Origin of the sequence: Eisenbergiella sp. OF01-20, from assembly GCF_003478085.1 — a bacterium.
Classification (GTDB): Bacteria; Bacillota; Clostridia; order Lachnospirales; family Lachnospiraceae; genus Eisenbergiella.
This window is the reverse complement of sequence record NZ_QUES01000005.1, coordinates 144,150-165,328: the sequence shown is the minus strand read 5'-3', so window position 1 is coordinate 165,328 and position 21,179 is coordinate 144,150. Positions and strand designations below refer to the sequence as shown.

General features: G+C 49.8%; 21 protein-coding genes. 17 read left to right on the top strand and 4 right to left on the bottom strand.

Annotated features, from left to right (window positions below):
- Positions 1-20: 20 nt before the first annotated feature.
- The 12 genes from DXA36_RS09235 to DXA36_RS09180 all read left to right on the top strand — a co-directional run bounded on the left by DXA36_RS09235 (position 21) and on the right by DXA36_RS09180 (position 12,751).
- Positions 21-503 (top strand): HD domain-containing protein, encoded by a 483-nt coding sequence (locus tag DXA36_RS09235; RefSeq protein ID WP_118678407.1) that lies wholly within the window; start codon positions 21-23, stop codon positions 501-503.
- 58 nt (positions 504-561) lie between these two features.
- On the top strand, positions 562-1,371 hold the full coding sequence (gene folP / locus DXA36_RS09230) for a dihydropteroate synthase (RefSeq protein ID WP_118678405.1): 810 nt from the start codon (positions 562-564) through the stop codon (positions 1,369-1,371).
- 89 nt (positions 1,372-1,460) lie between these two features.
- Positions 1,461-2,321 carry a 2-amino-4-hydroxy-6-hydroxymethyldihydropteridine diphosphokinase gene (gene folK / locus DXA36_RS09225; protein WP_118678403.1) on the top strand — a complete coding sequence of 287 codons (861 nt, stop codon included), beginning with the start codon at positions 1,461-1,463 and terminating at the stop codon, positions 2,319-2,321.
- 2 nt (positions 2,322-2,323) lie between these two features.
- Positions 2,324-3,448 (top strand): prephenate dehydratase, encoded by a 1,125-nt coding sequence (gene pheA, locus DXA36_RS09220; RefSeq protein ID WP_118678401.1) that lies wholly within the window; start codon positions 2,324-2,326, stop codon positions 3,446-3,448.
- Positions 3,449-3,511: 63 nt separating this feature from the next.
- Positions 3,512-4,846, top strand: coding sequence for an ATP-binding protein (locus DXA36_RS09215; protein WP_118678585.1), 1,335 nt, complete (start codon positions 3,512-3,514; stop codon positions 4,844-4,846).
- A 64-nt stretch (positions 4,847-4,910) separates the two neighbouring features.
- On the top strand, positions 4,911-6,404 hold the full coding sequence (locus DXA36_RS09210; protein ID WP_118678583.1) for a Ppx/GppA phosphatase family protein: 1,494 nt from the start codon (positions 4,911-4,913) through the stop codon (positions 6,402-6,404).
- A 14-nt stretch (positions 6,405-6,418) separates the two neighbouring features.
- Positions 6,419-8,563 carry an RNA degradosome polyphosphate kinase gene (locus DXA36_RS09205; RefSeq protein ID WP_118678399.1) on the top strand — a complete coding sequence of 715 codons (2,145 nt, stop codon included), beginning with the start codon at positions 6,419-6,421 and terminating at the stop codon, positions 8,561-8,563.
- Positions 8,564-8,591: 28 nt separating this feature from the next.
- Complete coding sequence (locus DXA36_RS09200; RefSeq protein WP_118678397.1) at positions 8,592-9,191, top strand: Maf family protein; 600 nt, start codon at positions 8,592-8,594, stop codon at positions 9,189-9,191.
- A 58-nt stretch (positions 9,192-9,249) separates the two neighbouring features.
- A complete protein-coding gene (locus DXA36_RS09195; RefSeq protein WP_118678395.1) occupies positions 9,250-9,900 on the top strand; it encodes an HAD family hydrolase in 651 nt (216 codons plus the stop codon).
- Positions 9,901-9,980: 80 nt separating this feature from the next.
- Positions 9,981-10,781: a Cof-type HAD-IIB family hydrolase gene (locus DXA36_RS09190; protein ID WP_118678393.1), complete on the top strand. Its 801-nt coding sequence runs from the start codon at positions 9,981-9,983 to the stop codon at positions 10,779-10,781.
- Between the two features lie 185 nt (positions 10,782-10,966).
- The gene (locus DXA36_RS09185) at positions 10,967-11,233 is read left to right on the top strand and encodes a glyoxalase (RefSeq protein ID WP_118678391.1); all 267 of its coding nucleotides are present in this window, start codon (positions 10,967-10,969) and stop codon (positions 11,231-11,233) included.
- Positions 11,234-11,659: 426 nt separating this feature from the next.
- Positions 11,660-12,751 carry an acyltransferase family protein gene (locus tag DXA36_RS09180; protein WP_118678389.1) on the top strand — a complete coding sequence of 364 codons (1,092 nt, stop codon included), beginning with the start codon at positions 11,660-11,662 and terminating at the stop codon, positions 12,749-12,751.
- Between the two features lie 123 nt (positions 12,752-12,874).
- On the opposite strand, the gene DXA36_RS09175 is transcribed toward DXA36_RS09180, so the two are convergent.
- The 3 genes from DXA36_RS09175 to DXA36_RS09165 form a co-directional block, all read right to left on the bottom strand.
- Positions 12,875-13,705 (bottom strand): Cof-type HAD-IIB family hydrolase, encoded by an 831-nt coding sequence (locus tag DXA36_RS09175; protein ID WP_182478990.1) that lies wholly within the window; start codon positions 13,703-13,705, stop codon positions 12,875-12,877.
- Positions 13,698-14,615: a PHP domain-containing protein gene (locus DXA36_RS09170; RefSeq protein ID WP_118678385.1), complete on the bottom strand. Its 918-nt coding sequence runs from the start codon at positions 14,613-14,615 to the stop codon at positions 13,698-13,700. Before DXA36_RS09170 ends, DXA36_RS09175 begins: the two co-directional genes overlap by 8 nt.
- A gap of 157 nt (positions 14,616-14,772) precedes the next feature.
- Complete coding sequence (locus DXA36_RS09165; protein WP_118678383.1) at positions 14,773-16,410, bottom strand: ABC-F family ATP-binding cassette domain-containing protein; 1,638 nt, start codon at positions 16,408-16,410, stop codon at positions 14,773-14,775.
- Positions 16,411-16,778: 368 nt separating this feature from the next.
- On the opposite strand from DXA36_RS09165, the gene DXA36_RS09160 reads away from it, so the two are divergent.
- The 3 genes from DXA36_RS09160 to DXA36_RS09150 all read left to right on the top strand — a co-directional run bounded on the left by DXA36_RS09160 (position 16,779) and on the right by DXA36_RS09150 (position 18,063).
- Complete coding sequence (locus DXA36_RS09160; RefSeq protein WP_118678381.1) at positions 16,779-17,153, top strand: PadR family transcriptional regulator; 375 nt, start codon at positions 16,779-16,781, stop codon at positions 17,151-17,153.
- Positions 17,154-17,254: 101 nt separating this feature from the next.
- A complete protein-coding gene (locus DXA36_RS09155; RefSeq protein ID WP_118678379.1) occupies positions 17,255-17,797 on the top strand; it encodes a DUF2812 domain-containing protein in 543 nt (180 codons plus the stop codon).
- A 14-nt stretch (positions 17,798-17,811) separates the two neighbouring features.
- Positions 17,812-18,063, top strand: a complete 252-nt coding sequence (locus DXA36_RS09150) for a Smr/MutS family protein (protein ID WP_118678581.1) — start codon at positions 17,812-17,814, stop codon at positions 18,061-18,063.
- A 296-nt stretch (positions 18,064-18,359) separates the two neighbouring features.
- On the opposite strand, the gene DXA36_RS09145 is transcribed toward DXA36_RS09150, so the two are convergent.
- A complete protein-coding gene (locus DXA36_RS09145) occupies positions 18,360-19,277 on the bottom strand; it encodes an alpha/beta fold hydrolase (protein WP_118678377.1) in 918 nt (305 codons plus the stop codon).
- A 413-nt stretch (positions 19,278-19,690) separates the two neighbouring features.
- On the opposite strand from DXA36_RS09145, the gene DXA36_RS09140 reads away from it, so the two are divergent.
- Together DXA36_RS09140 and DXA36_RS09135 are read left to right on the top strand one after the other, a co-directional pair.
- Complete coding sequence (locus tag DXA36_RS09140; protein ID WP_118678375.1) at positions 19,691-20,617, top strand: GGDEF domain-containing protein; 927 nt, start codon at positions 19,691-19,693, stop codon at positions 20,615-20,617.
- 250 nt (positions 20,618-20,867) lie between these two features.
- The gene (locus DXA36_RS09135) at positions 20,868-21,155 is read left to right on the top strand and encodes a co-chaperone GroES (protein WP_118678373.1); all 288 of its coding nucleotides are present in this window, start codon (positions 20,868-20,870) and stop codon (positions 21,153-21,155) included.
- Positions 21,156-21,179 lie beyond the last annotated feature (24 nt).

Genomic DNA, 21,179 nt, shown 5'->3' with positions numbered 1-21,179 from the left:
TATGCAAAACGGAGAAAAATATGGACAGAATAAACCGGATAGTCAGTAATTCCTGTTATCAGGATTGCCTGCGAAGAAACAGGGCGCATGAGGAAACACGTATATTCTGCAAGCACGATATAGCCCACTTCCTGGACGTGGCCCGTCTGGCCTGGATTGAAAATCTGGAACGAAACGGCGGTGCGGACAGGGAGCTTATTTATGCGGCGGCCCTGCTCCATGACTGCGGGCGTTACCGCCAGTACGAAGAGGGAATTCCTCATGAGCAGGCCAGCGCGGAGCTGGCGGAGGACATTCTGCCGTCCTGCGGTTTTACCGATAAGGAGAGTAAGGATATCATGGAGGCTGTCCGCCGGCACCGGAATCAGGCCGTGGCGGAGGATTCCGGTTTGTCCGGCCTGATTTACCGGGCGGATAAACGCAGCAGATGCTGCTTTGCCTGTCCGGCCGCGGAGGCTTGTGACTGGAGCCGGGAAAAAAAGAATCTGCTGCTGCTACGGTAAGGTTCCCGGCCCGGCTGTAACTGGGAAGGGGCAGAACGGTTAAACGGAGGAAAATGAGATGTACATAGGCGGACAAGAATTTGCCACCAGCGGAAAGACCTATATTATGGGAATCCTGAATGTGACGCCGGATTCCTTTTCTGATGGAGGAAAGTACAGCGGACGGGATGCCGCGTTAAAGCATGTGGAAGAAATGATAAGGGATGGCATGGATATCCTGGATATCGGAGGGGAGTCCACCCGGCCGGGCTATACCAAGATTTCCGTGGAAGAGGAAGCGGACCGGGTGGTACCTGTAATTGAAGCGGTCAAAAGCAGGTTTGCTATCCCGGTCTCCCTGGACACGTATAAATATCAGGTGGCCCGCGCCGGGATCCAGGCCGGGGCGGATTTGATTAATGATATCTGGGGCTTACGATATGATGAAGGCCAGATGGCGGAAACCATCGCAAAGAGCGGGCTTCCCTGCTGCCTGATGCATAACCGGGCGGAAGCGGATTACGGTGATTTTATGGAAGATCTGGCTTCCGATTTGGCGGAAACCCTTCGGATTGCGGAGGCGGCAGGAATCCGGGAGGACCGGATTATCCTGGATCCGGGCGTAGGTTTTGGAAAAACTTATGATAATAACCTGGAAGTCATCAACCGCCTGGAAAGCCTTCACATCTTTAACTGCCCGCTGCTTTTGGGAACCTCCCGGAAATCAGTAATCGGCCTGACTCTGGATCTTCCTGCCGGCGAGCGGCTGGAGGGCACCCTGGTTACCAGTGTGTTCGGGGTGATTAAGGGCTGCTCCTTTCTCCGGGTACATGATGTAAAGGAGAATAAAAGAGCCGTACAAATGGCGGAAGCCATTTTACGTAAATAGTTCCGATTTGTCAGAACGTTTCCCTTTTTACGGGGCCAAAAAGGCAGAGGCAGTATCACGGATTCATCCGCGACAGGCAGGAGGATAACATGAAGGATCAAATAAGGATAAAAGGGCTGGAAATTTATGCCCATCATGGAGTATTTCCGGAGGAAAAGGAAAAAGGGCAGCATTTTTTTGTGGATGCCGTTTTATATACGGATACCAGGAAGGCCGGCTTAACGGACGATTTGAATTGTTCCACAGATTATGGACAGGTCTGTAAGCTGATATACCGGTGTATGACTGCGCAGACCTATGATTTGATTGAACGGGCGGCGGAGCAGACAGCCCAGGAGGTGCTGCTGGAATTTCCGCTGGTGGAACGTATAGAGTTGGAACTGCATAAGCCGGAGGCGCCTATCCCTCTCCCTTTCAAGGATGTTTCCGTAAGGATTGAAAGAGGATGGCATAAAGCCTTCATCGCTTTTGGATCCAACATGGGGGATAAAGAGGATTATCTGGAAAAAGGGCTTAAAGAGCTGAAGGAGCATCCGCTGTGCAGAGAAGGGAAAATATCAGGCATATACCGGACGACGCCGTATGGCGGTGTGGAGCAGGATGATTTTCTCAACGGTGTGCTGCAGCTGGATACCCTGCTGGGGCCTTTCGAGCTGCTGGAAAAAATGCAGCAGGTGGAAAAGCAGGCAGGGCGTGAGAGGAAGGTTCACTGGGGCCCCCGGACGCTGGATTTGGATCTGCTGCTGTATGATGACAGAATCATTGACTCCGAAACGCTGACAGTACCCCACCCCGATATGCAGAACCGGGACTTCGTACTCGTCCCGTTATGTGAGATAGCCCCGTTCGCCAGGAACCCTGCCACAGGCAGAACCGTGAAGCAAATGCTGGAAATGCTGCAGATGGGCGGAGAACGGCATGTGATGGATAAAGAGCCACAGGAGGCGTAAATATGGATTTAGGAGATTTAAGAACGCAGATTGATGCGGTGGATGAACAGATTGTGGACCTGTATGAGCGCAGAATGGATATCTGCAGGCAGGTGGCGGAAGTGAAAATCGGGACCGGAAAAAAGGTTTTTGACCGGGACCGGGAAAAGGAAAAGATCGCGAAGGTGCGTTCCCTTGCCCATAATGATTTTAACAGGACGGGGATTGGAGAGCTGTTTGAACAGCTCATGTCCATGAGCCGGAAGCTGCAGTACCAGCTTTTGACGGAAAAGGGAAGCATGGGACGCCTGCCCTTTATCGGAGTGGATACCCTGGGGGATGACCGGGTGCGCGTGGTGTTCCAGGGCGCGGAAGGCGCCTATTCCCAGGCGGCTATGCATCAGTACTTCGGGGAGACGGTAAACAGTTTTCACGTGGATACCTTCCGGGATGCCTGCTGCGCGATTGAAGAGGGCAGCGCTGACTTCGCCGTGCTGCCTATTGAGAATTCCACGGCGGGCATCGTAAATGAGATTTATGATCTCCTGGTGGAATTTGAAAATTATATCGTGGGCGAGCAGATTATTAAGATCGAGCACTGCCTGCTGGGCGTACCGGGTGCCGCAATAGGGGATATCAGGACGATATATTCCCATCCCCAGTCTCTGATGCAGAGCGCCCGGTTCCTTTCGGAGCATGACTGGAAACAGATAAGCCTGCCGAACAATGCGTTCGCGGCCAGGAAGGTTGCACAAGAGGGCGATCCCAGCCAGGCGGCCATCGCGGGGGAATATGCAGGCAGGGTATACGGCCTTGAGGTATTGAAGAAGCCGGTAAACCAGTCCGAGACGAATTCAACCCGCTTCATCATCATTACCAACCAGAAAATATTCCGCAAGGACGCCAAAAAGGTGAGTATCTGCTTTGAAATCCCTCATGAAAGCGGCTCCCTGTATCATATGCTCTCTCATTTTATTTATAACAATCTCAATCTGACCAAGATTGAAAGCCGTCCGATAGAAGGACGTAACTGGGAATACCGGTTTTTCATTGACTTTGATGGGAACCTGGCGGACAGCGCGGTGAAAAATGCCCTGCGCGGCCTGCGGGAGGAAGCCAGGAATATGAAAATCCTGGGAAACTATTAATAGAAAGGATTTTTACTATAGCTGGGATTGCATGGAACAGTTATGATGAAAGAGGATGTGACGATGCGGGAGAAAGAACTGATAGTATACAAGGATTTTGGGGAGGACGGCGCCCTCCTCAGGGATATGGTATGGCTGATGGAGCACTGCGGGAACGGCGGAGAAGGGGTACAGAAGGAAAGCGCCCTTTTATATGACTGCATGCACGGCCTTCTGGAGATGGCGGGGAGCCACGGATTTTCCGGCAACCTCTGGCATTGCTATCTCACCAACCTTCTGGTGAACAATGAAAACAGCTACAGCCGCGCCTGTGAAATCCGCGGGACGGTGGAGGGAACCATCAACCAGGCAGTGCTTCATGATATAATTATTTTTAAAGAGTTTTTTGACTACGATTTCTCCGCCATGATGGAGAAGCTGCAGGTGCCTGCTTTTACGCTGGCCCTTTCCTATGAAGGGAACATGCAGGAAAGCAAAGTCTACAATACCCGTATCCGGGATCGGATCTGCACTCTGGCAGTCCGTTTTAAGGAAAATAAAACCCCGGAAGAGATGAAAGATACGCTGACGGACTTTTATAAGGAATATGGGGTGGGCAAGTTCGGCCTGCATAAGGCGTTCCGCATCAGCCACAGGGATGAGGAAACCCATATCGAACCGATTCTGAACATAGCCCATGTCCGGCTGGAGGACTTAATCGGCTACGAAACGGCAAAGAAAAAACTGATTGACAATACGGAGGCTTTTGTAAAAGGGAAAAAGGCCAATAACTGCCTGCTCTACGGGGATGCGGGAACAGGAAAATCCTCCAGCATCAAAGCCATTGCCAATGCATATTATTCGCAGGGACTGCGCATTATTGAGGTATACAAGCATCAATTCCAGGATCTGAATCATGTGATCGCCCAGATTAAAAACAGGAATTATAAATTTATCATCTATATGGATGATTTAAGCTTTGAAGATTTTGAGATTGAATATAAATACCTTAAGGCTGTAATAGAAGGAGGGCTGGAAAAGAAGCCGGCCAATGTGCTGATTTACGCTACCTCCAACAGAAGGCACCTCGTCCGGGAAAAATTCAGCGATAAGAGAGAGCTGGACGATGACCTGCATAACAATGACACCGTGCAGGAGAAATTATCCCTGGTATCCCGGTTCGGCGTCACCATTTATTTCGGGGCGCCGGATAAATCCCAGTTCCAGGACATTGTGAAGGCGCTTGCGCAGCGTTATGGACTGACCTTGCCGGAGGAAGAGCTGCTTGCACAAGCCAATCAATGGGAGCTGTTCCACGGAGGTCTTTCCGGCAGGACGGCACAGCAGTTTATCGATTATCTGTTGGGAAGCGGTAACCGTGAAGACAGGCCGGGAATTGCACCTGTCGGGCAGCCGTGAGGAAAGGAAGGGATGCAGGGTGAAGACTTTTGCAGCAATTGATGTAGGCTCCTATGAGCTTTCCATGAAAATATTTGAATTTTCCCCTAAAATCGGCATTCGGGAAATCGATCATATCCGCCACCGGATTGATTTGGGAAACGATACCTTTGCCACAGGGAAAATCAGTTATGAAAAGGTGGATGAGCTGTGCCGTGTCCTGCGGGAGTTTGTGGAGATCATGCAGGGTTATAAGGTGGAGGATTTTAAAGCTTACGGAACCAGTGCCATCCGGGAAACGGAAAATACCATGATTGTGCTGGATCAGATCCAGCAGCGCACAGGCATCCGCATAGATGTACTGAGCAATTCCGAGCAGCGGTTCCTGGATTATAAATCCATTGCCCTTAAAGGACAGGATTTTAACAAGATTATTGAAAAAGGGACGGCAATCGTGGATATCGGGGGCGGCAGTATCCAGGTATCGCTGTTTGACAAGGATACGCTGGTGGCGACCCAGAATCTGCGTCTCGGCGTGCTCCGCCTGCAGGAGCTGCTGAATAAGCTCAATGCCAAGCCGTCCAAATATGAAGGGCTGCTGGAGGAAATGATCGAAAGCCAGCTGTCCGTCTTTAAACGGATGTATCTGAAGGATCGTACCATCGACAATATCATTATTGTGGATGATTACGTTTCCGCCCTGATCCAGAAGCGCCTGAACGGTTCACAGACACCGGGGTATGTGGACAGTGCCAGCTATGAAATGTTCATGCAGATCATGCGCACCCATACGAAGGAAGAAGTGGCGGCCAGATTCGGTATCTCCACAGAAAGCCTTCCGCTTGTGTTCATTTCCGCCGTCCTTATTTACCGGGTGGCGATTCTTATGGAAGCGAAGCTGCTTTGGGCGCCCGGTGTGACCCTTTGCGACGGAATTGCTTATGAGTATGCGGAAAAAAATAAGATTGTCGGGCCAAAGCATGATTTCGAACAGGACATTATCGCCTGCGCCAGAAATATCAGCAAGCGGTTTATGGGAAGCCGGCGCAGGGGAGAAACCCTGGAGCACATATGCAACACCATTTTTGACAGTATGAAAAAGGTACACGGCCTGGGAAAAAGAGAACGCCTGCTTCTGCGTATCGCCGCCCTTCTCCATGACTGCGGCAAATATATAAGCATGGTGAACCTGGGGGAATGCTCCTACAGTATAGTAATGGCAACGGAGATCATAGGCCTGTCCCACCGGGAGAGGGAAATCGTAGCGAATGTGGTCAAATATAACCATCAGGAATTTGATTATTATGAAGAACTGGGAACCACAACAACCCTGGATCCCCAGTCCTATCTGACGATTGCCAAGCTGACGGCTATCCTTCGTGTGGCGAATGGCCTGGATCGCAGCCATAAGCAGAAATTCAAGGATTTCAAGACCATCCTGAAGGAAGATCAGCTGATAATTACCGTGAATACCGCGGAGGACATCACTTTGGAAAGAGGGCTGTTTGCCGCAAAAGCTTCTTTTTTTGAAGAAGTGTTCAGTGTGCATCCTGTGATTAAACAGAAAAAAATCATGTAAACGGAGAAACGATTATGGCGGAGAAAAAAGATTATCTGGACCCTGAGCTTTATACCAACCGGGAGCTGAGCTGGATCCTTTTCAACAAAAGGGTGCTTTCGGAAGCGAGAGATAAACAGATCCCTCTGTTTGAACGGTTAAAATTCCTCAGCATTACCGCTTCCAATCTGGATGAGTTTTTTATGGTGCGTGTGGCATCGTTAAAGGATATGGTGAATGCCAAATATACCAAAAAGGATATTGCGGGACTTACAGCCGCCCAGCAGCTGGAGCAGCTGAATGTGGTGACCCATGAACTCGTTGCCCAGCAGTATTCTACATACAACCGTTCTTTGCTCCCTTTGCTGAAGGCAAGCGGGCTGACGGTTGTGGAACAGCATGAGAATCTGAGCGAAGAGCAGGCGGCTTACGTGGATGCTTATTTTGAAGATAACGTTTATCCAGTGCTCACGCCTATGGCGGTGGATTCCTCCAGGCCTTTCCCGCTGATCCGCAACAAATCCCTGAATATCGGGGCGCTGCTTTCCAAACGTAAGCAAAAGGGGGAACTGGAATTTGCCACCGTGCAGGTTCCCAGCGTCCTGTCCCGGATTGTGCCCATTCCCGCAGGTGAAAATGCAGGGAAAGCCATTATCCTTCTGGAAGAGGTGATAGAACGCAATATTTCCAGGCTGTTCCTGAATTATGATGTGGTCTGTTCTTACCCTTTCCGCATTATGCGGAATGCGGATCTGACAATTGACGAGGATGAAGCGGAGGATCTGCTGAAGGAAATCGAAAAGCAGCTGAAGAAGAGACAGTGGGGCCAGGCGATCCGGCTGGAAGTGGAAGCCGGCGTGGATAAGCGCCTGCTGCGTATTATTAAGGAGGAGCTTTCGATAGAAGAAGAGGATATATACCGCATCGACGGCCCTCTGGATCTGACCTTCCTGATGAAAATGTACGGAATGGAAGGCTTTGAACATCTGAAGGCAGAAAAATATGTGCCTCAGCCGGTACCGGAATTCATGGAGGAGGGCAGTATATTTGAAAAACTGCGGAAAGGCGATATCCTGCTCCATCATCCTTTTCAGACCTTTGAACCGGTAGTCCGGTTTATCAGGGAAGCGGCAAAGGATCCGGATGTGCTGGCAATCAAGCAGACGCTTTACCGTGTCAGCGGCAATTCCCCTATCATTGCGGCCCTGGCCCAGGCTGCCGAAAACGGAAAGCAGGTTTCCGTTCTGGTAGAACTGAAGGCCCGTTTTGATGAAGAAAATAATATTGTCTGGGCGAAAAAACTGGAAAAGGCCGGCTGTCATGTGATCTACGGCCTGGTGGGCTTAAAAACCCACAGCAAGATAACCCTGGTGGTCCGCCGGGAGGAGGACGGCATCCGCCGTTATGTGCATCTGGGAACCGGTAATTATAACGATGCCACCGCAAAGCTGTATACGGATATCGGCATGATGACCTGTTCGGAGGCTATCGGTGAGGATGCCACGGCGGTATTCAATATGCTTTCCGGTTATTCGGAGCCTTTGTCCTGGAATAAGCTCTCCCTTGCGCCGCTGTGGCTGAAGGATAAATTCCTGTATCTGATAGCCAGGGAAACCAAACATGCAAAAGCAGGAGAGCAGGGCAGGATCGTGGCTAAAATGAATTCCCTCTGCGACCCGGATATGATTGCCGCCCTGTATGAAGCCAGCGCGGCAGGTGTAAGGATAGAACTTATTGTCCGCGGGATCTGCTGTCTCAGGGTGGGAATCCCGGGGATCAGCGATACGATTTCCGTGCGCTCTATCGTGGGCACCTTCCTGGAGCACAGCCGGATTTTCTATTTTGAAAACGGAGGAAACAGCGAGGTTTACTGCTCCAGTGCGGACTGGATGCCCAGGAATCTGGAACGCCGTGTGGAGATCATGTTCCCCGTGGAGGATCCGAAGCTGAAGGAAAAAGTGCTTCATATACTGGAGGTACAGCTGAGGGATACGGTGAAAGCACATCTGCTCCAGCCCGAAGGGAGCTATGAAAAGGTGGATCGGCGGGGGAAGGAAACCTTCAATTCCCAGGAAGCATTCTGCATCGAAGCGGTGCAGGCGGCCATGGCCCAGGCAGATCCCCATGACGGCAGGGTTTTCATCCCCGAGGTGCATATGGAAATGGAAGAGGAAGCATGAAAGGGATAGGAAAGAGGAGGATGTCGGCATGAAGCATAAGATGATACTGGCGTCTGCGTCACCCAGGAGGCGGGAGCTTCTGACACAGATTGGCCTGGAATTTGAAGTCTGTCCCAGCAGCTGGGAGGAAGTGACGGATAAAAAGCTTCCATGGGAGGTGGTTCAGGAACTTTCTTTCCATAAAGCGGTGGAAGTGTATAATAGGGCCGTATCGGAGGATAAGGCCCTGAAGGAAGAAACGGTGGTGATAGGCGCGGACACGATCGTTGCCTGCCGCGGGGAAATCCTGGGGAAACCCGGTGATAAGGAACGTGCGGCGAAGATGCTGGGTATGCTTCAGGGAGACGTGCACCAGGTTTATACCGGTGTCACCCTGGTCTGGCAGGAACAGGGAAAGACGGAAACCTTTTGTTTTTATGAATGTACCGATGTACGGGTGTATCCGATGACAGAGGAGGAAATTGTCCGCTATGTGGATTCCGGGGAGCCGATGGACAAGGCGGGAGCGTACGGAATCCAAGGGGGGTTTGCCGCCTTTATCCGGGGAATAGACGGAGACTACAACAATGTGGTTGGCCTTCCTGTGGGAAGGGTTTACCAGGAGCTGAAAAAGAGAACGCTGCTCTGAAAAAGGCGGGAACATGCCGGAGGGGTGGGATAGAGCCGCCGGGAAAGGATAAAGGAAGATGAAGAAAGCTGTTATATTTGATTTGGACGGCACGCTTGCCAATACCATAGAGTCCCTGACCTATTGCGGGAACAGGGCGCTGCGTAAGTTCGGGCTGCCCGAATTCGAAGAGGCGGATTATAAATACTTTGTGGGGGACGGGGCCGCCGTTTTGGTGCGCCGTGCCCTTCTTAAGGCCGGGGATACCGGGCTTGTCCATTTTCAGGAGGTATTGGAGGAATATACCCGGCTATTCGAAAAGGACTGTATGTACCACGTGAGGCCGTACGAGGGGATAACCGGACTTTTGGAGGAACTGAAGAGAAGGGGGATACGGATTGCGGTTCTGTCCAATAAGGCTCATGAGAACAGCATCTATGTGGTGGAAACCTTGTTCGGAGCAGGTCTTTTTGACTGGATCCAGGGTCAGACGGACGGCGTGCCTAAGAAACCCGATCCGGCAGGTGTCGATCGGATCCGGGAAGAGCTGGGGCTTGAAAAGGAAGATATCCTCTATGTGGGGGATACCTGTGTGGACATGAAAACCGGAAAAGCGGCGGGTTTGTTTACCGTAGGAGTCCTTTGGGGCTTTAGGGACAGGCAGGAACTGGAAGAAAACCATGCGGATGCCATCATCGGAAAGCCGGCGGAACTGCTGGAACTGCTGTAAGCTGGATGCGCATCCGCCCGGCGGCAGGGATATGCCCTGCTGTTCCCAAATACAAATAATGCTTGAAAGGCTGAAGGAACATGATTAAATTGATAGCTTCTGATATTGACGGAACGCTGATTCCGGATTCCACGCCCAACCTGTACCCGGAGATTGTGGAGGAGATCAAAAGCCTGACGGATCGGGGAATACTCTTCTGCGGCGCCAGCGGAAGACAGCTCGCCAGCATCCGCAGTGTATTCCGTGAGGTGGAGGATAAAATCTGTTATATAGCGGAAAACGGGGCCCATTTGTATTACAAAGGGAAAGACCTTGCGGTTACCGCCATGAAACCGGAGTATGCGCGTCAGATTGTGGAACAGCTCCGCAGCCTTGGCAGGGAATACGAATTTGTTGTATCCACCCCTCACGGCAGCCTGTTGGAAACCAAAAACAGAACGTTCCTGGATATGATGAAATACGGATATCATAATATTTTCCGACAGGTGGAGGATGTTCTCGCCGGAGAGGAAGTGATTCTCAAGGTGGCGGTGTACCATAGAGGCAGCATCCGCCGGCTGGGGGAAGAAGTTCTGATCCCGCAGTGGGGCGGACTTGTGAAAACCTGCGTGGCCGGTGAGGAGTGGGTTGATTTCATGGATGCTTCCGTTGACAAGGGCAATGCCCTGAAAAAACTGCAGCAGATTTTCGGGGTGCACAGGGAAGAAACCATGGCCTTCGGGGATAATACCAATGATATCGGCCTGATGCAGGCCGCAGGCTTCAGTTATGCGGTGGAGAACGCCAGGCCGGAGGTTAAAGAGGCGGCTCGCTATCTCTGCCCTTCTTATCTGGAAAAGGGAGTCTGGAAGACAATCGTGGAGCGGTGCGGACATGGCTGATGCCGTACCAGCCCCTGTCCCTCCCTGCTTTTCCCCCGGACGGTGGTGCTGCAGGGCACAAAGGCCGTCTGAACTGCTGCCGCTCTGGGATAAAGAATCGTGCCGATTCGGAAAAAAGTCTTGCACAATCCCCGCATAGACGGTATATTTTATGTAGAAGAACCAAGTAGGAAGGAGGGAAGAAGATGCACGATTATGATGATGCGGTCTTAATGTGTTTTCTGAATAACCAGGGACAGCTCTTTCCTGAAGAAGATGTGGCTTCCAATCTGGAAGAGGCAGAAGCTTTTCTGGAAGAGTGTATGGCTGTTGTGGTTGATTCCGCAGAAGAAGTGAAGGATTATTTCGAAGAAGCCGGCATTGATATGGAAGGTGCTGATTTGGACGAAATTCTGGAGGCGGATGAGGTTTTTGACGTGGGAGACGGAAGATATCTGATTGTGGAGGGCTGAGGCCCGGCAAACGGATTACAGAAGGAAAGGAACACAGGACAGTTCCCGGGAAACATAGGCGTCGGGCTGCTGCCCCGGTGCTCCGTAAAACAGGTGTATAAAGTAATGGCTGCCTGACAGCCGCTTTATACACCTGTTTTTGTGTTTTACGCAACCTTCGCAGTTCCCTCCGTGACAAGTAACCGGAAATGATCAGAAAAACGTAGCTTGTACGAAAAAGCATTGACCGGCAGGGAAGAAGGATGGTATACTGGACTTGTTTAGGAGAGCGTGAAATGTAAACAAAACAGGATTGCAGCTATGCCGAAGCCCAAATTTGGCATTGCCCAGGCTTTTAGGCCGCCTTCCGGTCATCCCATGACCCTTAGGAGGATGTGAAAAGAAATCGCATGACTTGTTTTCAAAAAAAGGAGAGATAATTAGTAGATGATTCAGGGAAAAAAGCAGATTGGTTGGATTAACTGCGCCAAATTCTTTGCGATATTGGCGGTATTGGTTGATCATGTTAAGGGGATTTTGTACGAGGACGAGACGATTCAGTACATATTTTTTTATTCCGTAACCGTATTCATTTTCCTGGCAGGGATGACGGCCTATTATTCCCTGCAGAACAGAAAGAAGGAAGAAACGGGCGGAAAGTGGGTGCTCAGAAGGCTGGGGCGGATACTCGTCCCGTATCTGGCGGCAGTGGCGGTTTACCAGTATGCCCGGGCCGGATTCCAGCTGAATCTGGGGGCGTATGTATTATGGGCGGTGAATTTTAATCTGGAGGGGCAGTTTTATTATGTGCTGATTTACCTTCAGCTGATCGCGGTGGCACCGGTGGTTTATCTGCTTGTTATGAACTGCAGAAGAGGAAAAGCCAGTTTCCTGTTCCGGATTCTGTTTCTGGCGCTGGCCTGGTTGGTTTCCATGTTCCTGATGAAGCATAGCTTTGCGTTGGAAACCTATGGAGGAGGGAAATATCTGCTGGGCGGCACTTATTTCTTTGTTTTTGCAGCGGGGATGCTTGCGGCGGACCTCCATATTTCTTTCCGGGAGAAACGCACGGCGGGAATCGCGTCCCTGGGGGCCGGTGTTATCCTGGCAGCTTCCCTTGGCTTTCTTCTCCGGGACCGTTTTGCCTGGGATGAGTCCATGTTCGGATGGCTGCTGCGGGTAAATCCTCCCGGCATTACACTGATGGTATATTCCTTTGCTGTCGTGCTCTTTTTGTTTGCAGGAGGTTCCTTCCTGATTCTCTGGAACAAAAAAGGGATGAACCGGATTCTGCAGCTTATGCAGTATATAGGCAGGTATACGCTTTATATCTTTTTATACCATACCCTGATTCTGGATACCTTTCTGCCCCGGCTGACTTTTCTGGACCATATGCCGGGTGTGCTGAAAACTCTGGTATACATGGCGGGAATGCTATTTATTCCGATAGCGGGGAAGGTTCTGTATGACCGGCTGAAACGTATCCTGCGGGAAAAAGCGGCAAAAGAAGAAAACGTGCTGCAGGAGAGTGTGGAGTAAATAACATTCGGCATGTACTGCGAGCCATCCGTTTTTGTAGGTAACAGCAAGGAAGCCGTTTCAACATGCGGGCAAATCCCCGGTTGAAACGGCTTCCTTTTTTCCGGTATTACCGGGAGAGGGTCAGCACAGGATAAATTTCTCGATTGCTTCGATCAGCCCGTTATGCCCGTTATCCTGGGACGTGATGAAATCGGCGGCTTCTTTGACACAGGGGTCTGCGTTGGCCATGGCTATCCCTGTGCCGGCCGCCAGAAGCATGGATATGTCGTTGGGGGCGTCGCCTGCGGCAACGCTGTCGGCGGCCGGAATGCCAAAATGACGGCAAACCTCCAGAATGGCGTTTCCTTTGCCGGCTTCGCGGCTGTAGAATTCCAGATATTGGTCATTGGAAAACTGGGCTGTGATTTCCCCGCCGTACTTTATTTCCACCTCTTTTTTTAAGGTTTCAAGCAAGGTTTTGTCGGTGAGATGGATACAATGAACCTTATAAGGCGGCCGCTGCAATACGGAAAGGACATCCAAAGCGGTGATAAGGGGCATGTGGATTCGTTTCCGGTAATGGATGACCTCTTCATCTTCCTTTTCACATACGATTTCATGTGCGGTGTAGGTCTGGGAATGAATTCCTTTTTCTTTTGCCATAGCCATAATATCGGCGGCGATAGGAAAGGCTACTGTTTTTTCCATCAGGGGAGCGCGGGAACAGCAGTCATAAATGAGGCTTCCGTTGTTGGAAATGATCAGAGTGCCCGGATAGAATAAGCCGGCCATTTCCATAACCTCAAGGATGCTGTCCAGGGGGCGTCCGGAGGTGAGCACCAGCCTGTGGCCGGCTTGCGTCAGACGGTCCAGGGCTGTTTTCATTTCGGGGGAGACGGTGCTGTTGTCCAACAGCAGGGTTCCGTCCATATCGGTAAATAAGATTTTAGGAGAAATGCATTCTTTATTCATCAAATAATTCCTTTCTTTTCTGCTGCAGCGCTTCCAGGATGCCGGCAGGAATCCGGAGGCCGCCGTAGCCGGTTGCCATTTCCAGCCCCGGCTTGCTTTTCCCATGGAAGTCGGAGCCGCCGCTGATGAGCAGTTGGTTTCTTTCCGCCAGCCGTTTCATTTCCCGTTCTTCTTTGACGGAATAAGTGGAATATACGGCTTCGATACCAACAAGCCCCGCCTCCTTCAGACGTGTTGTAAGCTGCTGCAGGGCATCCCTTCCCATATGGTAAAGCGTGGGGTGTGCCAGGATGGGAATCCCCTTCGCATCGAGGATAAGGCGTACCGCCTGTTCCGGTGTCACTTTTTCCCGGGGGACAAAGTATTTGCAGCGATCGCCCACATACCTTTCGAAGGCTTCGGGAAGGCTTCGGATATAGCCGTGATCCAGAAGATATCTGGCGTAGTGTCCCCGGGTGATAACGGATCCGGGAAAAGCCTCCTGAAGCTTTTCAACAGTGATGTCGATACCGGCCTCCTGCAGTAAGCGGCACATTTTCTCGTTCCGGAGGATGCGGGAATCCACAAATGCCCGGATCTGCTGTCGGAATGCCGGCATGTGATAGTCAATAAACAGCCCCAGGATATGAATATCTTTTCCCATATATTCGGTAGACAATTCAATGCCGGGTATGATTTCCAGACGCCTGGCAGAAACGGGATTTGCGGAAGTAACACGCACGGGATCGGTTTCCATGGCATTTTCCACTGCGGCATTATAGCGGATAGCTTCATCAAGCCCGTCAATGGTATCGTGGTCGGTGAGGGCGAAAGCGTCCAGCCCCTTTTCCTTTGCCAGATCCACCAGCCGGGACGGAGACAGGCTGCCGTCGGATTTGTCGGAATGGACATGTAAGTCTACAATATGCATGCTGATAACCTCATTTTCTGCTTCTTTTATCTTGTTGACTCAAACTTCGCAGGTGCCGAATGGCCTTCCGCCGGCTGTCTGCGAAGTTTGGGTTATTGCCGAGTATTAAAAAAAGGGAAAGCCTTCCGTACAGGACGGCAGCTTTCCCCTCTCAGAATTAATTTTCGTCGTCTTCCTTGTTGGCAGTATAAACGGTACGTTTTCTTGCCATGGCATCGCTTTCCAGATATTCGTCATAGGTAGTGATTTTATCAATTAATGTTCCGTCCGGAAGTATCTCCATAATACGGTTGGCCGTGGTCTGCACAAACTGGTGGTCGCGGCAGGCAAAGAGGGCCACACCGGGATATTTGATGAGTCCGTTGTTAAGAGCGGTAATGGATTCCATATCCAGATGGTTGGTAGGTTCGTCCAGAATCAGGCAGTTAGCCCCGGAAATCATCATTTTGGAAAGGAGGCAGCGGACTTTTTCACCGCCGGAAAGGATACGTACCTTCTTCACGCCGTCTTCTCCCGCAAAAAGCATACGTCCCAGGAAACCGCGGACATAGGTGATATCATCCACGGGGGAATATCCCATAAGCCAGTCGGCGATAGTATAATCGTTGTCAAATTCCCTGGTGCTGTCCTTGGGGAAATAAGCCTGTGAAGTGGTAATCCCCCATTTATAGCTTCCTTCATCCGGTTCCATTTCCCCCATAAGGATTTGGAAAAGGGTGGTTTTTGCAAGCTCGGTACTTCCGACAAAAGCGATTTTATCGTTATGCCCGACAATAAAGGAAATATTATCCAGCACTTTTTCTCCATTAATGGTCTTGGAAATCCCTTCGACAGTAAGCACCTCGTTCCCGATTTCCCTGTCGGGGCGGAAATCGATATACGGATATTTTCTGCTGGAAGGCTTGATTTCATCAAGCTCAATTTTTTCCAGCGCTTTTTTTCTGGAGGTAGCCTGTTTGGATTTGGAAGCGTTGGCGGAGAAACGGGAAATAAATTCCTGCAGCTCCTTGATTTTTTCTTCCTTCTTTTTATTGGCTTCCTTCATCTGTTTGATGAGCAGCTGGCTGGATTCATACCAGAAATCATAGTTGCCGGCGTAGAGCTGGATCTTACCATAATCAATATCTGCGATATGGGTACATACTTTATTCAGGAAGTAACGGTCATGGGAAACAACAATCACCGTATTTTCAAAATTGATGAGGAATTCCTCCAGCCAGGCGATGGCATCCAGATCCAAATGGTTGGTAGGCTCATCCAAAAGCAGGATGTCCGGGTTGCCGAAAAGCGCTTTGGCAAGGAGTACCTTCACCTTCTGGCTGCCGTTTAAATCCTTCATCAGGGAATCGTGGAAATCGGTATCCACGCCAAGGCCGTTCAGAAGGCTTGCGGCATTGGACTCCGCTTCCCAGCCGTCCATCTCGGCGAATTCCCCTTCCAGTTCGCTGGCACGGATGCCGTCCTCATCGCTGAAATCCTCTTTGGCATATATGGCATCCTTTTCCTTCATGATTTCATAAAGGCGCGCATTTCCCATGATTACGGTATCCAGAACCGGAAAATCATCATATTTGAAATGATCCTGTTCCAGCACGGAAAGACGCTGGCCGGGGGTGATTATCACGTCACCGTTGGTAGGCTCCAGCACACCGGAAAGGATTTTTAAGAAGGTGGACTTGCCGGCGCCGTTTGCACCGATTAGGCCATAACAGTTCCCTTCCGTAAACTTAATATTAACTTCTTCAAAAAGCGCCTTTTTCCCGAGACGCAGGGTCACATTGCTTGCACTAATCATTTTGAAAACTCCTCCATAAAACGCGGCGGTCATAACAGAAATAAACCGGCAGATTCTTCTTAATTCAATTCTCTTTTCGCCCTGTAACTGTTCTGTGCCTTTACAATGCCCGCACTGTTTCGTTACCTTTACCTATTTTACAGAAAAACAGGGAATTTGCAAGCCATTCTTGAAAAATAGTATGGAAAATGTGCAACAGTTCAGGCAAGTATGAACTGTTACGAAAAGGTTCCGGTTCAGCCTGCCCGCTGCACGGGTGTCAAAATAATTATGTTGACATACGACATATGTCGTGATACGATATAAGAAATAATATATCGTACGGCGACATAGCGGATGGCGATATAGTGGGAGGAAGGAGAGAACATATGGAGCCAAAGAAGGAACCGCTGACAGAAAGCTACTTTTACATACTTCTGTGTCTTTGCGGCCATACCAGTCATGGTTATGGAATTATGCAGGAAGCGGGACGGCTGTCCGGGGGGCGTGTGAAAATAGGATCGGGAACCATGTATGGAGCCGTCAGCAACATGATAAAAAAGGGCTGGATTACGGAAACGGAGGAAGAACCGGAGGAATCCCGTATATTTCAGAATCGGGGCCAGGGCATGAGAAAGAAGCTGTATGTACTTACCCCTGCCGGGAAAAGGGCTCTTGAGGAAGAGATCCTGCGGCTGACGGAGCTTTTGGAAAGTGCGGAAAAGGTGCTCGGCAGTCAGGAACTGCAGATGCTGAAACGGTGAGTTCCGCCGGCAGGGAAAAAGGAATTGTCCGTTTGAACGGCGGATATATAGTGAGAAGAAAGGAAAAACTGCAGGCGGCCTGCGGACAGGAGGATTGAATTATGGATACAAAAATATCGTTCCGGGGATATATGGCATGGAATTATGACAAGGAGGAAGCGCATCTGGACAAAATGTCTGAAAAGGGATGGCAGCTGATTAAAGGCGGCTGTTTTTTCAGTGTCTATAAAATGCAGCCGGAGGTAGTTTACCGGAACCGGATTGACTATAATCCGGATGCTATCCGTACCAAGGAGGAAAAAAGAAGATATCTGGAGCTGTTTGAGGCACAGGGCTGGGAGTTTGCCGGCAATACTTTTAACGGCTGGATATATTTCAGAAAAAAATATGTGCCCGGAACGCCGGAGGAGGAGTATGAAATATATACGGATGCAGAATCCATAGAAGAGCTTATGAAAAGATGGAAGCGTCTGGGGATTATTATAAGCGTGCTTCTGGTTATGTGGCTTGGCATATATCTGAGCGTGGCGCTTTCCGGCGGCTATGTCAGCATACTGCTGGTCATGATTTATATCCTGCTGCTGTTTTGGGTTCAGTGGGGAATGTACCGGATGAAGAAAAAGTTTACCGGCGGAAGGGATTGAAGGGAGGCCGGGGAATGTACGCAGGTATAATGGAACTGGATCTTCATGGGAAAAATGTCCTGCAGGCGAAGCAGGAGGTGGAAAACGCCCTGAAAAGGGCGGACGGCAGCGTATACAGGCTGCGGGTTATTCACGGTTTTCACGGCGGAACCGGTATCAAAAGCATGCTTCTGGAGGATTACAGCTATGACAGGGAGCCGAAGGTCATTCGTGTACAGGGAGGTGTCAATCCAGGAATTACAGAGCTCGTGCTGCGGGATTATTAGCCCCATATCCGGGAATAAAGCCGGATTTGCTGCCAAAACATAAGGGAAAGTCCTAATTATCGGACTCTTTATATGCTATTCTTAAACCATCGAAGGGCTCGCAGGAGCCTGACAGAGGTAACGGAAACAGTTAGGTTGGTTTAAGGACAGCAGAAAGGAGCCGCGGTATGAAAGGATTTTATGTTGGGGAAGGTTACATGGGATGCGTAAACGGACAGTACATGCTTTTTGCAGACGAGGCTGATTATATGGATTATGTAGAGGAGCAGGCGTAATGACGTCTGCTCTTTTTCGGACTATTCGGTTAACGAGGCAAGAATACGGTTGAACTTCCCGCTTTCACTCCATTGGGGAAAATGGCAGGAATTTTCAAACCAGTAGAATTCTTTTTCGGATTCCAGGCTGTCATAGTATTTCCTTGCCAGAGAAGAGGATACATGGCTGTCATGCCTTCCTTCTATAAAACAGACAGGAACGGCATATTTCCGGCAGCCTTCAAAATCTGTTCCCATCAGTTCCTGCCACAGAAATTGGATAGCCTGCAGGCTGCCCTTCTGACGGCGGAGCAAGTCGGCCGGGGTGTAATAGCGGGACAGCAGGAATGGCATTATCAGGGTATTGTAGTTTGTTTTCCCATAAAGGGAGCCCTTATATTTAACCACCAGCCCGGTGACAAAAAGCAGATCCTTTAACCATTCCTCACCGGTATAGGTACAGTCCGTCCGCTTGAGCCGTTCCAAATCCTTCCCTTCTGCATGGGCAAGAGCGTAATCGTAAGCTTCCCGGCAGGATTTCTGCATATTCACGACCTGCCCGCAGCCAATATAGGTACGGACGGTTTCCGGGTGCCGTTGGATATAGGCAAGTCCGAGGACGCTTCCCCAGGAATGGCCGACTAAATACAGCTTATCCTGATGAAAACGTTCCAGCAGCCATTGGATGAGTGCATGGAGATCCTGCTCAAAGAGAGCCATGGTGATATCTTCTCCCGGCCTGAATTTATAGTAGGATTTTCCGGCGCCCCGCTGTTCCCAGATCACAACGGTAAATGTTTGTTCCAGGGCACTGTTATACTTCAGAACCAGGGGGAGCGCCGCATCCCCCGGTCCCCCGTGCAGATAGAGAAGCAGTGGGGCGTTTTCCTTTTCCGAGCGGATAGATACATATTGATGGACTCCGTTTATGGGGATAGTTTTCTGTTCATTAATGTACATAATTCCTCCTGGCATGACCTGCGATATTGCGTTTATAAATTAAGATGGGAACTGTTATCCAGCTGTTCCAGTAACTGCAGGTAAAAATCCCGTCTTTTTTGCATACGTTCGTGCATGATATGATCCGCCGTGGGCGTCGAAAATCCTTCGGCTTCCCAGGACCCGAGATTTTCTATTTTCCGGCAGGCAGACAAAACGGTATTTGGTTATCTGTCATTTTTGCACGGTTTTCTTATTATATCATATATGGGATGATTGTTATAGATCCGCTTTTTCCCGTGCCGCAGCTATTACCCGGAACTGGACAAAAGACGGGAAAAAAAGTATAATGATTCTGGCTGGAGAACGGAGGCGGAATAGCCCCGGAAAGCCATTTCACAAAGAAAATCTGAAGGTGAGGAAGGACAAGGGGTATGGCATACGGTTCGGTTCCATTGGAAAAAAGGTTACGGGAAAATATAAAAAATTACAGACTGGAAAACCTGTATGATTTGGAGAAGATACAGAAGAGTTTCCGGAATCTGCACACTGCGCTGGGTGTGGAGCTGCTTTTAACGCAGCGGCATGGGGAAAAGGCAGTTTCAGCAGGGGACTTTGCCGCCTTCCTGCCGGATGTGGTTTCAGATCCGGGACGGAAAATCCGTGTGGCGGACAGGACGGTGGGCCATCTGTATGCCAAACCGGCAGGGGCGGATAACGAACAGGCCGTGGAGGCTGTCCTGGATGATTTGGCCGCTCTTTTTTCCTCACTCGGGGAAAAGCAGTACCGGTTCCGGGAGACTGCCATTTACGCGGATGAGTTGGAAGAGGCGCTGGAAAAAGACCGGTATCAGGCAAAACACGGGGAGCATGTGGATACACTGACAGGGCTTCTTGGCAGAACCTATTTTGACGCAAGGCTTACCCGGCTCAAAGAAACAGGTACGGCGCCCAATGCCCTGATTTGCGTGAACATCAATGACTGGAAGTTTGTTAACGGCCATTTCGGTGATGAGGAAAGCGACAGGCTCATCCGCATTGTTGCCGATATCCTGAAAAAAGAAGCAAAGCCGGAGTATCTCATAGGGCGTGTGGACGGAGATGTCTTTTATATAGTAATAGAAGCTCCGGAGGAAGGAGAAGCCCGGGACTACTGCAGCCGGATCAAAGAAGCCTGTCAGGTATACGAGGACGCTGTGCTGGCCCCTTCGGTTGCGATTGGTATGGTAACCAGGCTGAGTGTGGAAGAAGATTTTTACCAGTGCTTTTCCGAAGCGGAATATGAAATGTTCCGGGATAAGTTCGATGAGAAAAACAGTCCCGGTTATCGGGAACGGCTGGAAAAGGCATTGACTAAATAAGGAAGGCCATTTTGCTCCTGCGAAGTTTGAGTTTATAATAAATTTATAAAAAACCATAAAATTGAGAAAACAAGAGAAAAAAAGAGATATCACGAGATAATATTAGAAAAAAACGCATTTAGTCTTGTGAAGGGCGTTGCATAAAATAAACCAAAAACATAATATATGTATAGTGTTTAGCACTCAATAAAGATGAGTGCTAACAACAAAAATACCGGTGTAAGAAAGAATTCATTAAGGAGGCATTTTTATGAAATTAGTACCTTTAGGTGACAGAATCGTTTTGAAGCAGTTAGAAGCGGAAGAGACCACAAAATCCGGAATTGTTCTTCCCGGACAGAACAAGGAAAAACCCCAGCAGGCGGAAGTTATTGCAGTAGGGCCTGGCGGAATGGTAGACGGCAAAGAAATCAAAATGGAAGTAAAGGCCGGAGACAAGGTTATTTACTCCAAATATGCCGGAACCGAAGTAAAGCTGGATGACGACCAGGAATACATCATTGTGAAGCAGTCCGACATCCTTGCAGTAATTGAATAAGAAGAAAGCAAAATTAAATTTATA

Excerpts from the sequence above, each read along its gene's own strand:
- DXA36_RS09235 (WP_118678407.1), top strand. The coding sequence starts at position 21 with ATGGACAGAATAAACCGGATAGTCAGTAATTCCTGTTATCAGGATTGC.
- folP (WP_118678405.1), top strand. The coding sequence starts at position 562 with ATGTACATAGGCGGACAAGAATTTGCCACCAGCGGAAAGACCTATATT.
- folK (WP_118678403.1), top strand. The coding sequence starts at position 1,461 with ATGAAGGATCAAATAAGGATAAAAGGGCTGGAAATTTATGCCCATCAT.
- pheA (WP_118678401.1), top strand. The coding sequence starts at position 2,324 with ATGGATTTAGGAGATTTAAGAACGCAGATTGATGCGGTGGATGAACAG.
- DXA36_RS09215 (WP_118678585.1), top strand. The coding sequence starts at position 3,512 with ATGCGGGAGAAAGAACTGATAGTATACAAGGATTTTGGGGAGGACGGC.
- DXA36_RS09210 (WP_118678583.1), top strand. The coding sequence starts at position 4,911 with ATGAAAATATTTGAATTTTCCCCTAAAATCGGCATTCGGGAAATCGAT.
- DXA36_RS09205 (WP_118678399.1), top strand. The coding sequence starts at position 6,419 with ATGGCGGAGAAAAAAGATTATCTGGACCCTGAGCTTTATACCAACCGG.
- DXA36_RS09200 (WP_118678397.1), top strand. The coding sequence starts at position 8,592 with ATGAAGCATAAGATGATACTGGCGTCTGCGTCACCCAGGAGGCGGGAG.
- DXA36_RS09195 (WP_118678395.1), top strand. The coding sequence starts at position 9,250 with ATGAAGAAAGCTGTTATATTTGATTTGGACGGCACGCTTGCCAATACC.
- DXA36_RS09190 (WP_118678393.1), top strand. The coding sequence starts at position 9,981 with ATGATTAAATTGATAGCTTCTGATATTGACGGAACGCTGATTCCGGAT.
- DXA36_RS09185 (WP_118678391.1), top strand. The coding sequence starts at position 10,967 with ATGCACGATTATGATGATGCGGTCTTAATGTGTTTTCTGAATAACCAG.
- DXA36_RS09180 (WP_118678389.1), top strand. The coding sequence starts at position 11,660 with ATGATTCAGGGAAAAAAGCAGATTGGTTGGATTAACTGCGCCAAATTC.
- DXA36_RS09175 (WP_182478990.1), bottom strand. The coding sequence starts at position 13,705 with ATGAATAAAGAATGCATTTCTCCTAAAATCTTATTTACCGATATGGAC.
- DXA36_RS09170 (WP_118678385.1), bottom strand. The coding sequence starts at position 14,615 with ATGCATATTGTAGACTTACATGTCCATTCCGACAAATCCGACGGCAGC.
- DXA36_RS09165 (WP_118678383.1), bottom strand. The coding sequence starts at position 16,410 with ATGATTAGTGCAAGCAATGTGACCCTGCGTCTCGGGAAAAAGGCGCTT.
- DXA36_RS09160 (WP_118678381.1), top strand. The coding sequence starts at position 16,779 with ATGGAGCCAAAGAAGGAACCGCTGACAGAAAGCTACTTTTACATACTT.
- DXA36_RS09155 (WP_118678379.1), top strand. The coding sequence starts at position 17,255 with ATGGATACAAAAATATCGTTCCGGGGATATATGGCATGGAATTATGAC.
- DXA36_RS09150 (WP_118678581.1), top strand. The coding sequence starts at position 17,812 with ATGTACGCAGGTATAATGGAACTGGATCTTCATGGGAAAAATGTCCTG.
- DXA36_RS09145 (WP_118678377.1), bottom strand. The coding sequence starts at position 19,277 with ATGTACATTAATGAACAGAAAACTATCCCCATAAACGGAGTCCATCAA.
- DXA36_RS09140 (WP_118678375.1), top strand. The coding sequence starts at position 19,691 with ATGGCATACGGTTCGGTTCCATTGGAAAAAAGGTTACGGGAAAATATA.
- DXA36_RS09135 (WP_118678373.1), top strand. The coding sequence starts at position 20,868 with ATGAAATTAGTACCTTTAGGTGACAGAATCGTTTTGAAGCAGTTAGAA.